Source organism: Labilibaculum sp. (genome assembly GCF_963664555.1).
Taxonomy (GTDB): Bacteria; Bacteroidota; Bacteroidia; order Bacteroidales; family Marinifilaceae; genus Labilibaculum.
Genome location: NZ_OY761461.1, coordinates 3,850,554 through 3,864,397 on the forward strand (window position 1 = coordinate 3,850,554; position 13,844 = coordinate 3,864,397).

Annotated in this window: 10 protein-coding genes; 1 reads left to right on the plus strand and 9 read right to left on the minus strand. The window is 36.5% G+C overall.

The genetic code is table 11. From position 1 onward, the window contains the following. Positions 1-27: 27 nt before the first annotated feature. From ACKU4N_RS15220 to ACKU4N_RS15240, 5 genes are all read right to left on the minus strand, one after another. The gene (locus tag ACKU4N_RS15220; RefSeq protein WP_321317774.1) at positions 28-702 is read right to left on the minus strand and encodes a phosphatase PAP2 family protein; all 675 of its coding nucleotides are present in this window, start codon (positions 700-702) and stop codon (positions 28-30) included. Between the two features lie 22 nt (positions 703-724). Further along, positions 725-1,594 (minus strand): diacylglycerol/lipid kinase family protein, encoded by an 870-nt coding sequence (locus ACKU4N_RS15225; RefSeq protein ID WP_321317776.1) that lies wholly within the window; start codon positions 1,592-1,594, stop codon positions 725-727. A gap of 89 nt (positions 1,595-1,683) precedes the next feature. Further along, positions 1,684-2,406, minus strand: a complete 723-nt coding sequence (locus ACKU4N_RS15230; RefSeq protein ID WP_321317778.1) for a nucleotidyltransferase family protein — start codon at positions 2,404-2,406, stop codon at positions 1,684-1,686. Between the two features lie 163 nt (positions 2,407-2,569). After that, positions 2,570-4,009, minus strand: a complete 1,440-nt coding sequence (locus ACKU4N_RS15235; RefSeq protein WP_321317780.1) for a RapZ C-terminal domain-containing protein — start codon at positions 4,007-4,009, stop codon at positions 2,570-2,572. 149 nt (positions 4,010-4,158) lie between these two features. Further along, positions 4,159-4,839, minus strand: a complete 681-nt coding sequence (locus ACKU4N_RS15240; protein WP_156194688.1) for a DUF554 domain-containing protein — start codon at positions 4,837-4,839, stop codon at positions 4,159-4,161. Between the two features lie 199 nt (positions 4,840-5,038). On the opposite strand from ACKU4N_RS15240, the gene ACKU4N_RS15245 reads away from it, so the two are divergent. Then, the gene (locus ACKU4N_RS15245) at positions 5,039-6,448 is read left to right on the plus strand and encodes a M64 family metallopeptidase (RefSeq protein WP_321317783.1); all 1,410 of its coding nucleotides are present in this window, start codon (positions 5,039-5,041) and stop codon (positions 6,446-6,448) included. 198 nt (positions 6,449-6,646) lie between these two features. Here the strand turns inward: ACKU4N_RS15245 and ACKU4N_RS15250 are convergent, their stop codons facing one another. From ACKU4N_RS15250 to ACKU4N_RS15265, 4 genes are all read right to left on the minus strand, one after another. Further along, positions 6,647-7,996: a BNR repeat-containing protein gene (locus ACKU4N_RS15250; RefSeq protein ID WP_321317785.1), complete on the minus strand. Its 1,350-nt coding sequence runs from the start codon at positions 7,994-7,996 to the stop codon at positions 6,647-6,649. Positions 7,997-8,100: 104 nt separating this feature from the next. Then, positions 8,101-9,267: a glycoside hydrolase family 88/105 protein gene (locus tag ACKU4N_RS15255; protein ID WP_321317786.1), complete on the minus strand. Its 1,167-nt coding sequence runs from the start codon at positions 9,265-9,267 to the stop codon at positions 8,101-8,103. A 109-nt stretch (positions 9,268-9,376) separates the two neighbouring features. Next, positions 9,377-12,502 (minus strand): beta-galactosidase, LacZ type, encoded by a 3,126-nt coding sequence (locus ACKU4N_RS15260; protein WP_321317788.1) that lies wholly within the window; start codon positions 12,500-12,502, stop codon positions 9,377-9,379. A 44-nt stretch (positions 12,503-12,546) separates the two neighbouring features. Continuing rightward, positions 12,547-13,812, minus strand: a complete 1,266-nt coding sequence (locus ACKU4N_RS15265) for a glycoside hydrolase family 43 protein (RefSeq protein WP_321317790.1) — start codon at positions 13,810-13,812, stop codon at positions 12,547-12,549. Positions 13,813-13,844: the final 32 nt, after the last annotated feature.

Genomic DNA, 13,844 nt, shown 5'->3' on the forward strand with positions numbered 1-13,844 from the left:
AATCAACTTTTAAAAATTGCTTGCCGGTTATTTTAAGATGTAAAAAACCGACAAAAGCATTACTATAATTTGCAGACTGCCCAGCAGTGGTATTTGGTGAATCCGCGCAACAGCGTGAGTTCGCTGCACCGGTTTACAAATTAAACTTGGCTTGGAATATTTTCGCAGCAGTGAATACACAAAATATGCAGATAAAGTTCCTATTAATGCACCAACAATGATATCTCCGGGATAATGAACCCCCAGATAAATTCGGGAATAGGATACCAAAACAGCCCAAAATATTATAAATACACTTGTTGCCCGATTCTTGAATAACAAGGAAACAAATACGGCTAATCCAAATGAATTTGAAGCATGCGAGGAAGCAAAACCATATTTTCCGCCCGTATATCCTTTTACAATGTGAACCAAATGACTTAGTGATGGATCTCTGGAAGGTCGGAACCGCTTAAAAATAGGTTTAAATACACTCGAAGCAATTTGATCGGATAGGACAATAACCAAAATCATGCTCAGGATGATCAATCCTCCCTTTTTCCAGCCAAATGTGTTAAGAACGACAGCAATTATAACAAAATAGAACACAAACCAAATTACTTTTCCCGATGTCAGCATCATGAAAGCATCCCAAAACGGATTGTGATGGCCATTGAAAAACAATAGCAATTCTCTGTCTAAACTAAGCAACCAATCTAACATGCATCTCTATTTTATAATGTTACTATTTCATTTTCACCACTTCAATCTGTTTCAGAATTTCTACATTCAAAGTCTCGGTTAAGGCTTTGGGCTCTCCGTCCACATGATAGGTTTTAGAATTTGAATCAATTGCCAAACGGCTGGCTTTTACAAACTGCACATATTTCGAGTTCTTCAACTTTCCTAAAAACAAACAAACCACGAAATTCGGTACTACATAAAAGGGAATCTTTTTTATCAAAACCAAATCGAGCAAACCATCGTTGTAGATCGCCTTTGGAGCAATTAAAGCATTGTTCCCAAATTGCCGCGTATTGGCAATGTTGATCATATGATATTTGCCTTCAATAACAGAACCATCAACAGTTACTTTTGCTTGTATGGGTTTGTATTTTAAAAGCGCTTGAATGGTGCAATAAACATAGGTCTTAAGTCCTCGTGCAGGCATCTTTTCAAATTCTGCTGCCACATAGCTATCAAAACCTAAACCAGCCATATTACCGCATAGTTCATTGTTTATTTTTAAAACATCAATCTTTTCCGTTCCTCCTTTTAAAATCTGATCGAGTAATTTTTTAATATCACCATCAAAACCTAACTCACGGGCGAAACCATTGCCTGAACCATTAGGCAAAACAGCTAATTTTAGCTTGGGATATTTAATCAAATATTTTAGTGTTGTATTTATCGTACCATCGCCTCCGCAAATGATAAGTACTTTGTATTTCTCCGCTTTAGCATTAAGAAAAACATCAAATTCCTCCAAAGAATTGCTGATAAAATAATCTACTTTCGGAGCAAGCTCTTTAAATTTCTCAAGAATTTTACCCGAATTAGTACCGGAGTGAGGATTGATAACAAAAATGATATCCTGTAAGTTTATTTTTTCCATATCTACTATTGAAACACGGCTCTGTATCTTCTGACAGTTAGAAGCAAGCACTTACCCGTCTTAATTATTTTGTGCCAAAAATAGACAATTTATTTTAGATGCTCCTCTGCCCAGGCCAAATCCTCAGGTTTACCAAGGTCTGTCCATATTTGAGAGCTGTCTTTAAAAGCCAAAATCTTTTCATTTTTTGCCAGGCGCAAATACATATCGATAATGGAAAATTTACCTTCCTCTCTAATCAATGAAAATAGCTTCGGACTAATCACATGAATTCCACTGAAAGCGAGTGCTTCTGAATCACTCATATCCTCTCCAGTCTTCTTAATTTCACCTGTTTTACAGTTCTTCCAGCCTGTCAGCTGATTTTCCTTATTAAAATACAAATACCGGCTGCTGTTTCTTTCCCGCACAACCATACTTACCAATGCCCCGGTCAGTTTATGGAAATTGATTAGTTCAGATAAATTCAAGGAAGAAAAAACATCTACATTATAGATTAAAACGGGTGCGTCAGGAATAAATAAATCAGTGGCGTTCTTTAATCCACCTCCTGTATCCAGTAGTTCTTCTCTTTCGTCTGAAATACGAATATCAACACCAAAATTGTTATTCTTTCGAAGAAAATCTTCAATTAAATCGGCATAATGATGCACGTTAATTACAATACGGTCAACCTTAAGCTCTATTAATTTTAATATTGCTCTTTCCAAAAGTGGTTTTCCTGCCAACTCAACCAAAGCTTTTGGCTTCGAGTCGGTAAATGGTTTTAGGCGGGTGCCCAAACCTGCAGCAAAAATCATTGCATTCAACATCTTTACAAATATCAGTGAACAGTCTTATTCCTTTTTCTTTTTCGCATCACACAGACTCTTGGCTTTTTTAGCCACCCGATTGCATTTTTTGCAAACAAAATTCGCTGAATTGCATACTTTTTCGGCGTACTCCTCAGGAGATAATTTACAACGTTTACTCATATTAACTTCCTTCTATTTCTCTTTCAATGTGCCTTAAACTGATGTTCACATCGAACTTTTCCCGCAAATGTTTTGCCAAACTCTCTGCCGAAAAAACAGAACGATGTCTTCCTCCGGTACAACCAAAGTTCACCTGTAAATTTGCAAAATTTCGACTGATGTATTTATCCACACTCATGTCGACAATACTATATACCGAACCTAAGAATTCATCCATTTCGCTGTGCTCCCTGAAAAAGTCAATTACCGGCTGATCTTTCCCCGTCATCTCAACGTATTCCTGATATCTTCCCGGATTATGAATGGCTCTGCAATCGAAAACGAAACCACCTCCATTGGTTGTTTTGTCTAATGGGATTCCTCTTCGGTACGAAAAACTATTTATTTCAACATGAAGTTTTGGTTTTTCTTCCCTACCTACACTTTTCAAAAAATCAGAAGAAATAACTGCTTTTAGTGCCTTCACCAATTCAGGTAGTTCAACAGGGATATCCATTCTGCCCAATATCGTTGCCAAATTTTTTAATGCAAATGGAATCGATTTTAAAAAATGATCTTTTCGTTCATAAAAACCTCTGAATCCATAAGCTCCCATTGCCTGCATGATACGAATCAATACATATCCCTGAAAAAAAGAAGTAAATTCTTTTGGATCAACCTTCTGAATTTTTTGGATTTCTTCCAAATAAAAAGCTAACAATTCATCCCGAACATCTTGTGGCAGATCTGCCTTGGCATCGTATAGTAAAGAAGCCAAATCGTATTGCAAGGCTCCTTTTCTTCCTCCCTGATAATCGATAAACCAAGGCTCACCATTTACCAACATGATATTTCTGGATTGAAAATCCCGGTATAAAAAATAATCACGGGGAGCATCCAACAAGTAATCCGAGAATTTTTGAAAATCATTCTCAAGCAACTGCTCATCGAATGGAATTTTAGCCAACTTTAAAAAGTAATATTTAAAATAGTGCAAATCCCAAATCATAGATTGCTTATCGAAACTATCCCGAGGATAACAAACACTATAATCCAATCCATTTTCTCCTTCGAGTTGAAAACGTATCAGTTGAGAAATGATCTTTTTATAAATCTGCACCAAATCGTTGGCAAAACCTTCCCCTACTCTTAAGTGTAAAATATAATCGAACAGAGTTGTGTTGCCTAAATCTTGTAAAAGATAGATGTCCTTTTCGTTATTTTCGCAGTAAATTTCCGGAACCGAAAGACCTTTTCCTGCAAAAAATCTACTAAAACTTATAAAAGCCTTATTCTCTTTTTTATCAGCATTGAAAGCTCCTAATGCAGTTCTCTTTTCTCCTATTAACCGAATGTATTCGCGATAGGAACCTGATTGAGGTAAAATTTCCGTTTCAATTACTCTGTCATCAGCCCATTCTTCAAATAACTGAATTAGAGCAGTTTTTATTTCTTCTTTCAAATCGTATGTATTTTGATTGCCTTTGGCGTTTTCTTCTGAATACAAATCTACAAAAAGATCTTATACCGACTGATACCTGCTTAACTCCTAATCTTCCCTAACATCATAAAGTTTACTTAATAAGTATGAGTACGGATTTCAAGTTCATGCTAGGTTAAAAAAATGTAGCACAACAATACTTCCACCAATAAGGCAGGAAGCATATTTAAAACCTTTATTTTTTTTATTTCTAAAATACTAATTCCTAATCCTATGATTAAAACGCCGCCAACACCTGCCATTTCGGTGATTATGGCTTCCGGTATTACTCCCCCAAACAAGGCCGCCAACAAGGTTAATCCTCCCTGATAAATCAGCAAAGGAATTACCGAAAATAAAACTCCAACTCCCATAACTGCAGCTAAAGCCACAGCCGAAAATCCATCCATCATCGATTTAGTTAACAGCAGAGTCGGCTCCTTGCCCATTCCCTCTTCCATACTTCCCAATATTGTCATTGCTCCCAAACAGAACAGCATAAATGATGTAACAAATCCGGTTGAAAATTTATCATCCTTACTTCCTATTTTCCGTTTCAACAACTCACTCAAGTACTCAACCCGATCCTCTAAACGTAAAAACTCGCCAATTAATGATCCAACCACCAAACTGAACACCATCAGCAACAGCTCGTTCGCTTTTAGAGCCATGTTTACGCCAAGGTAAAGTGTAAAAATACCAATGGCTTGAAAAACAATTTTAAACATTCGATCGGGAATTCTGGTCCGAAACAAAAGTCCCAAACTTCCCCCTATCAATATGGCAATTACATTAACCAGTGTTCCTATCATAAAATGATTTTATTTTTGAAAAACTAAATTTAATAGAAAATCAGTAAAGTCAATGATTTGAAACAAGAAAGCTTTTAATTCCTAATTTATTATCAAATTTAAGACCTCCGTTCAGATATGACGAATCGCATTTTTCGGAAAACAGATAATCATTAACTTGCAACATCTGTGAAACACTAAAAAAACAAATTATAATCATATGAAAAAGATTTTTGTATTTACTCTTATGCTAATTGGTATCTCCTTCTCATCAATGGCTCAATATGCTGATTATTTTACGAGTGCTACTATGCGTCTGGACTATAATCATGTAGGGAATTCAGGTGAAGAACACTTCGCCTTCGATCAAATGGTAAATGATGGTGAATGGTCTGGCAGTAAAACCATACTAATCGACGAACTAAATCTGGGGAAATATTGTTTCGAAGTAAAAGATCCAATAACAGGTAAGTTGCTTTATTCCCGAGGATTTGCAAGCATCTACGGCGAATGGGAAACTACACCCGAGGCAAAAACCGAATGGGGAAGTTTTCAGGAATCACTTCGTTTTCCATGGCCGAAAAATGAAGTAGACATCACTGTATTTAAACGCAATATTAATAATGGTTTTGATCCTGTATGGATCTATAAAGTAAATCCAAAGCATTACCGTTCTTTCTGCAGCCCAGTAAAAAATCACTATAATACGATTGATATTGTTGTGAATAGTAAGCCTGAAAATCAAGTTGACATTGTTGTTTTGGGAGAAGGATACGCCAAAGAAGATATGGGTAAATTTAAAAAGGACGCACAACGTTTTGCGGAAGTTCTTTTAAGTACAGAGCCATATGCTTCCTTTAAGGATAAATTTTCGATCAGAGCTGTGGAAACACCATCTCCCGATTCAGGAGTAAATCATCCTCATCAGGATATTCATAAACGTTCGGCACTTTCGGTTACTTACGGTGCTTTCGATTCGGAACGATACGCTTTAGGTTTCGACAACAAAACAATTCGCAATGCGGCGGCCGCAGTTCCTTACGAATTTACAGCTATTTTAATGAATGATTCTATTTATGGCGGTGGCGGTATCTACAACTTGTATATCACAGCTGCTGTTGACAATGCTTTTCAGGAATATTTATTCGTACATGAATTTGGTCATCATTTTGCTGATTTGGCTGATGAATACTACACATCCGCAACGGCTTACGAAATGGATGCCAAGCATTTGGAACCTTGGGAACTAAACGTAACTGCCAATGCTGATCCTGAAACTATAAAATGGAAGGATATTGTAACACCAGACACTCCAATACCAACTCCCTGGGAAAAGGAGAAGTACGATGAACACAGCATTGCTGTTCAGAAAAAAAGAGTTGAGCTAAGAAAAGCAAAGGTTGATGAAAAAATAATGGAAAATTTCTTCATACAACAAAGATCGTGGGATGATGAGCTTTTGGCAAATATGAAATACAACGGTAAAGTTGGTGCTTTTGAAGGAGCTCAATACAAGTCAACAGGCTTATACCGAAGTGCTCCCAACTGTATCATGTTTACCCGTCACGATAAATTTTGTCCGGCTTGTCAACGGGCTATTAAGCTGATTATCGATCAGAACACGAAGTAAAACAAAAACACAGATAAATATTAAAAGCGATTCATACTTAAATATGAATCGCTTTTATTTTGAAATGTATAAGAAATCGTTAAAATCAACACTTGCAGCTATTTTTAAAACATTATAATGTTTCGGTTTAAGCAGGTTTGCTGATTTTTTTAAGACAAATTCATTAAAATGAATGAATCAATGCTTTTTTTTACTTATTTACTTTCTAAGTTTTACAGGCACAGTATCACATTTTGAATAGCTGTCAATTTTCTTTACTCCCAGAACATTCACCATCTGAGGTTCATAATCAGCCTTTCCTTCTCCATCAATCTGCTCCACCTTTTGTACAAAAAGATTAATTATTCCTTTATTTTTCCACAATTCCGTATCGAACGACGGCTCCCATGATCCAACCGAAAAGTCAGTCAAATCAACCACTTTACAATTCCCTTGTTCTGATGTATTCCCAATCGCCATTGACACCTTTGCCTCTCTTTCTTCATCTCTAAAAATCAGATAAAAGGTGGATGTTTTATGCTTTGTTTTTGCTAAAATTTGAGGTCGGGAAATAGGAATACGTTTGGTTCCGGCTCCTTTTAATGAAAACGGCGTTTCCCTAAAGTTTAGGTTGATTGTATTCCATTTACCATTACTACAATTAACTATATGGTATTGTGGAATATCAGAATTCTGCTCACGCCAATAGCTTGCAATAACCGGCTGTCCACTTTCATCAGTTGTCATTGATGTTTGGTTTATCAGCTCGCTGTTTTGAGGTATGTGTGAGGCATATTCTGCTGTAGCTGCTGTAATGGGAAGTGAGTATTTTTGGCCTTGAGAATTCTCCCAGCTTATTCCTCCATCTTTGGACCGCGCATAGCACAAATCATGATTGGAAGCCACATCAGGAGATTCGCGCCATACCCAGGAAATATGAATAACACCTTGCTGATCGACACAAGCCTGCCAGTAAGCATTTCGCTTTCCCTCGCCGTCAATAAGGTTACTTTGCATTTGAACCCATGTTTTAGTTTTACAATCATAGGAATTCATCGCTAAATTACCTTTTCCGGATTGCCCGTCACGAAACATGAATATGAGATTGCCATTTGGCATCCTAAAAAATTGTGGATAAGTTACATTCGTTTCATTACTACCAGTCATTTCTATTTTAGGGCCTAACTGCAATGAATAAGGCTGTATACTTTTGGCATATCGTAAAGGATTCCCATGATGATCCCAGGAAACATGAAGATAACCATCACCATCCAGCATAATACTAATGCAATTATGCGCATCGTTTACATTCCCTTTGTAAGAGGTAGTATAGGTTGTAAATTGATCCGATTTACTCTTTATCTTCCCCAATTCTAAAAATCCTTCAGAATTATAGTAAGCTATAAACTGCATCCCGTTCTGAGTCACCAACGAATTCTGCCGAAATACAACTGCATTAACCGAATTTTTAGACCATCCCTTCGAAACCGGAATTAATTTCTGAGCACACACATTACAACTCGCAAATAAAAGAAAAACACTTAATAAGGGTATATAGTAACGGAACATTTAATAAGGTTTATTTGTCATTTTCAATAAAAGAGAAAAATGCAATTTACATTAAAAATCCCTGCCTATATAGATAAATCATAACAGGCAGGGCATTATTTGTATTAATTTTCGATATAAATTACCAATTCAGAAGCAGCTAAAAGAAATGCACCAACGCCAAAATTTGATGTTGAATTTTCATCAACCTGCTGACCTGGAATCGCTCTTTCACCAATAGGCTGAACATATCCTACCGTTCCATCATCCTGCAAAGCAACCGTGGTTAAATAAGTCCAGGATTTAGCAGCAACTGAGCTATATTCCTCTTTTGAAAGAATTCCATTGTTCATCCCCCATAAAAAGCCATATGCAAAAAATGCTGTTCCACTGGTTTCAGGTCCCGGCGCATGCTCTGCATCTAAAATACTGCGGGTCCAATAACCTTCTTGTTGTTGAGAATCTTTTAATGTTGATGCCATCTTTTTATAAATATCAATAAATTCAGCTTTATGTACGCAGCTATCAGGCATATCTTGAATTATTTTTGCCAATCCGGCAAATACCCATCCATCGCCTCTTGCCCAAAAGTCTTTTAATCCATTAACAGATTTGTGTTTTGGATATACATATTTTGCATCTCTAAAAAACAATCCGGTTTCTTCATCGTACATAATGCTTTGCGCATATTTAAAGTATTCGTATAACTTCTCCAGATAAAGTTCATTATTGGTCACTTTATAAAGTTTAGTCATTACAGGCATTACCATATACAAACCATCGGCCCACCACCAATAATCGTTATTTTTTGTGCTCATTTCATATTCCATTACTTCGATGGCACGAGCTATTTTCAAAGAATCCTTTTCCTCAGAAAGATTATATAAGTCGATATAGGTTTGAAAACAAATTTGCCAATCGCCAAACAACACAAACTCATGTGATTCTCCATATGTATATTTCCAATTCGCCTTATTATCTGATTTTGCGCCTTTCCACTCATTCTTATTCGCCCAAGCCTCAGAATAAGCTTTATATTTCTCTATTCCTGTAAGCTTATAAGCCGCAATATTGCCAGTATGGTAAGCTGCATTGTCCCAAAAAGCACATCCAGATTCTTGATGGGTCAATTGCCAATGATCATTTACCTTTTTGATAATTGAAACGACATCATTTTTTTTAATTTTAGATAAAGTTGCTGCATTATCCTTACTCTTTGAACCTGTGGCAGAACAAGCAACAAACAATGCTGCAAGTCCTATCAGTAAAATGTTTTTATTTTTAAATTTCATAATACTTCTAAATGAATTATTCCAGATAATACAATTATCTTCTACAAAAATTTCTATTTAAAGTTGTCTCCCATATTTGCAAGCAGATATGGGAGATCAAACAATAGATTTAATTCGCCTTTTCTACGGCACTAATTGTATAGCTATAGCTATACGTATTATCCAATAATAAATATGGTTTATGCGGATAACGTCCCCAACTATCATCACCTCCTAATCCACGTTGTTTAAAATCAACATTCAGATAAACCTGATGTCGAGGAGTAACATCACTTGGATGTCTTTGTTTTTTAGTTAAACCTGAATCAAGATCTTCTACCGGATTATGAGACACTTTCACGCTTAAAGGCTGTAATCCTTTAATTTCTAATCCTATTCCCTCGTTATTTGTCAATGTCAACCACCTCACATCCGTTTTGTTTCCATTCTCCTGAGGTCTGATATAATCAACTTGCTGATCAGCTACAGTACTTGAATAGATTCCAATAAAACTTGAAGTATTTCTATCCGAATAATTTTCCCATGGACCTCTGCCATAATAACTAAACTGATCAAACTGATTGTCAAATTTTAACTGCATACCAAAGCGGGGAATTTCCGGAAGCCCCTCTCTACCTGCAATCCATTTAACATCTACTTTGATTTTGCCATCTGCATAAACGGTATAAGTTAATTGATATGGGCTTGCAACGTCGTTTAACCACAAGTCAGACTCAACCGTAACAAAATAATCAGTTTGAGTTATTTTTACATCTTTTACGGTTCTGTTTTGTCCTGCATTTCGCCATATATTTAATTTCGAAGGCATTCCATTTCCAAAATCATTATCGGTTGGAGCTCTCCAAAAATCAGGTTCAACACTTCCATTCAACAAATTTGTTTCTTTGTATTGATATCCTGACAATAAACCACTCCATTTATCAATGGTAATCTTACTATTTGAAGCTGATATAACAATCCGGTTGTTTTTGTCCTCGTAAGAGATATCTCCGGTTACTGCATGCTCTTTTTCGAAATAATCATTGCCTTTAAAAACAAATTGTTCCCTTGCAATCTCAAATCCAACAGGAATTAAAGCTTCTGCTTTTGCAGTAAAAGCATAAATATCCAATGTATATTCTACTCCTTTCGAAGAAGTTATTTTAGGAAGCTTTAATTTAACCTCCTTTGATTCCCCGGCATTTAATGAGACTTTAAACGGAGCTTCTGCACTCATCTCACCATTCTTTTTCAGTATCCATTTAAAAGCATATTCTTTTAAATTTCGAGTTAGAAATCGATTCTGAATGGTTACAATACCATTTTCAATATCCTGATTAAAAAATAATATGTCCTGATATACTTTTTTAACTTCCTCTAAACCTGGATGTGGTATTCTATCAGGAGAAACAAGACCGTTGGCACAGAAATTTTCATCATTTGTATATTTGTAACCTCCAATATCTCCACCATAAGCCCAGTAACCTCTGCCTGAATCATCTGTTGCCTGCAATCCCTGATCTACCCAATCCCAGATGAAACCACCCTGCATTTGTTTGCTTGAAGTAATAATATCAAAATACTCCTGAAAGTTCCCGTTGCTATTCCCCATTGCATGTGAATATTCACACATAATATAAGGTCGGGTTACATCAGTACGGTCAGCATATTTTTTCATACTTTCCATGCCTGGATACATTGGACAAACAATATCTGTATTCCGATTCTGCCCGGCCTGCTCAAACTGAACCAGACGGGTTGGATCTGCCTTTTTCAACCAATCGTAAATGTCATAAAAGACAGGGCCGTTTCCGCATTCGTTACCCATGCTCCAAATAATTACCGACGGATGGTTTTTATCACGTTGAAATAAACGTTCCACTCTGTCTTTATGTGCTGGCGCCCACTCTGGTGAGTATGCCGGATGTACATCTTTATTGAACCAACCTTGCCATTCTGCACCCATCGCATGAGTCTCGATATTCGCCTCATCAACTAAAAACAGTCCATACTCGTCGCATAATTTATACCATAAAGGACTTTGAGGATAATGACTCATACGCACCGCGTTAATGTTATGCTGTTTCATGAGTTTGATATCTTTCAACATCGTTTCTTTATCAACAACATGCCCATTGTATGCATTGTGTTCGTGCAAATTAACTCCACGCACCAAAACGGACTTTCCGTTAATCATTAACTGAGCATCTTTTATCTCTACATTTCTGAAACCAACTTTACACGATGCAGCTTCAATTAACTTTCCATCACGATCCGACAATGTAACTAAAAGAGTGTATAAATTTGGTCTTTCATTACTCCACAGCAACGGTTTATCCACATTGTCTTTAATCTGAATCTGTTGTTCTCTTTCACTTTTCAATTCAATTGAAGAGCTTTTCGATAGAATTTGCCTTCCTGTCTTATCAATAAGACTAATATTTACGTGAACTAACTTTGTTTCGGAAAGCTTATTGGCAAGATCAACCTCTACATCCAGTACTCCATTTTTATAATTTGCATCCAAAGCTGGTTTTGCAAAAAAGTCTGCAATACGAATTTGATCCGGACTATACATGTAAATACTTCGGTCGAAGCCGGATAGCCTCCAAAAATCCTGATCTTCCAAATAAGATCCATCACTCCATCGATAAGCCTCTATGGCTATGCTGTTTTCCCCTTTTCTTACGTATTTTGTGATATCAAACTCGGTAGGACTTTTGGTATTTTGACTGTATCCAACCTTTTGTCCGTTTACCCACACATACATAGCAGCCGCTCCACTCTCAAAATGAATATACACTCTACGGTTTTTCCATCCTTCCGGTAATGTAAAACTTCGCTTATAGCTTCCAACCGGATTATGGCTGTGATCGATAAATGGCGGATTCTTAGGAAATGGATAAGTAATATTGGTGTAAATTGGAGTACCATACCCTTTTAACTCCCAATTTCCCGGTACAGGCATCTCACCCCAAGCCGAAGTATCATATTCTTCTGTATAAAAATCCATTGGTTTGTCTTCTGGTTTATAAACCCAGTTAAATTTCCAAATTCCATTTAAAGACAAATACCAATCTGATTTTTGACAATCATCAGCAATAGCTGCCTCTTTACTTTGATAAGGCAAAAAAGTTGCTCTGGCGGCTTCCTTATTAATGCCAAAAACCCGTGGATTTTCCCAATCAAGAGTTTTCTCCTGACAATATACATTACCAACCAAAATTAAAGCTAGTAATAACAATGACCTTCGCATAGTATCGATGTTTATATTATTATTTCTTTAGTACTATCTTAAAATTAATCTCTCAATTTCCATTCTTTCTTCCATTCAATAAGAGGCTTACTATTTTCAAATTTTATTGGCAACCACACATATCTGCCATCAACATGGCATTGAGGAGTCCATCTGTCAGCCATAAAAATGAAAGTTGATTTTTCTCCGGAAACAGGTAAAACATAAGTGCTTTGCGATTCAAACGTAAACTCAGCTCCTTCTCCCCGACAAGGGTTTCCAATGGATTCCCATGGTCCCCAAATAGATGAAGCTACAGCTGAACGTGCTGCATTAGGTGCCCATCCGGTACATCCTGATGTAATTAAATAATACTTTCCCTCTTTTTTAAATAAAGCAGGTGCTTCGTTATGTCCACCCGGAAATAAACGGACATATTTCCCTGTATAATTCAAGTAATCGTCTGTCAACTCAGCAATATGAATAGTTAAGTTTTCCTCCGAAGAATAAATATGGTAAGCTTTGTCATCTTCATCCACAAACAATGTCATATCCCTCGACATTTGTCCTCCCTCAAAATCCCGTCGTACAAATAAGCCATCTTCAATAGCTCTGCGCCATTCAGGAGTCCACCATTCTTTAAAATCATCAACTGCCAATTTTGATGTTCGTTGATCTTGATTCATATTTACAGGCCATATACCAGCATTTAGTCTTAATGATTTCACAAATTTATAAGGCCCGGTAACCTGATCACTTGTTGCAATTCCAACTTGAGCTGCGCCATATCCCTGACCTTTTAACTCCAAGTGGAAATACATTATAAATTTCTTTGTCTTTTTATTAAATATCACCTTAGGACGTTCTATTGTACAGCCTGCCGTGATTGGACTTAATGTATCGTTTTTTTCAACAGATAATGCAACATCTTCATTCTTCCAATTGTACAAATCAGTTGAGGAATAACATCGCACACCAACCAATGCACAACTTGTATTGACACTTTTATGCTCTCCAAACCAATAATATTTTCCTTCATGAAACAACATGCCACCTCCATGTGCATTAATATGCTGTCCCTTATCATCTAACCACAACTCCCCTGGACGAAAAGCTTTATATTTTAAATCAGAGTTATTGGTTAATTTCTTTTTACCTGCAATTTTATTTTCAGTATATGTTGATCTCAGTACCTCATGTCTTTTTCCTTTTCCTTCTGGCTGAGTTTTGAATGGACTACTAAACAAAGAATCCCGCTTTAGTAAAATAGAATCACATCCCAAATCTGCATCAATAGAAAATGAAGGAAAATAGCATAAAATAAATAACATTATGATGTAAGTGTGTTGCATTTATTAAAGAC

What these genes read in the sequence shown, in the direction of transcription:
- ACKU4N_RS15220 (WP_321317774.1), bottom strand. Translation starts at nt 702, where the DNA reads ATGTTAGATTGGTTGCTTAGTTTAGACAGAGAATTGCTATTGTTTTTC.
- ACKU4N_RS15230 (WP_321317778.1), bottom strand. Translation starts at nt 2,406, where the DNA reads ATGTTGAATGCAATGATTTTTGCTGCAGGTTTGGGCACCCGCCTAAAA.
- ACKU4N_RS15260 (WP_321317788.1), bottom strand. Translation starts at nt 12,502, where the DNA reads ATGCGAAGGTCATTGTTATTACTAGCTTTAATTTTGGTTGGTAATGTA.
- ACKU4N_RS15240 (WP_156194688.1), bottom strand. Translation starts at nt 4,839, where the DNA reads ATGATAGGAACACTGGTTAATGTAATTGCCATATTGATAGGGGGAAGT.
- ACKU4N_RS15245 (WP_321317783.1), top strand. Translation starts at nt 5,039, where the DNA reads ATGAAAAAGATTTTTGTATTTACTCTTATGCTAATTGGTATCTCCTTC.
- ACKU4N_RS15250 (WP_321317785.1), bottom strand. Translation starts at nt 7,996, where the DNA reads ATGTTCCGTTACTATATACCCTTATTAAGTGTTTTTCTTTTATTTGCG.
- ACKU4N_RS15265 (WP_321317790.1), bottom strand. Translation starts at nt 13,812, where the DNA reads ATGTTATTTATTTTATGCTATTTTCCTTCATTTTCTATTGATGCAGAT.
- ACKU4N_RS15255 (WP_321317786.1), bottom strand. Translation starts at nt 9,267, where the DNA reads ATGAAATTTAAAAATAAAAACATTTTACTGATAGGACTTGCAGCATTG.
- ACKU4N_RS15225 (WP_321317776.1), bottom strand. Translation starts at nt 1,594, where the DNA reads ATGGAAAAAATAAACTTACAGGATATCATTTTTGTTATCAATCCTCAC.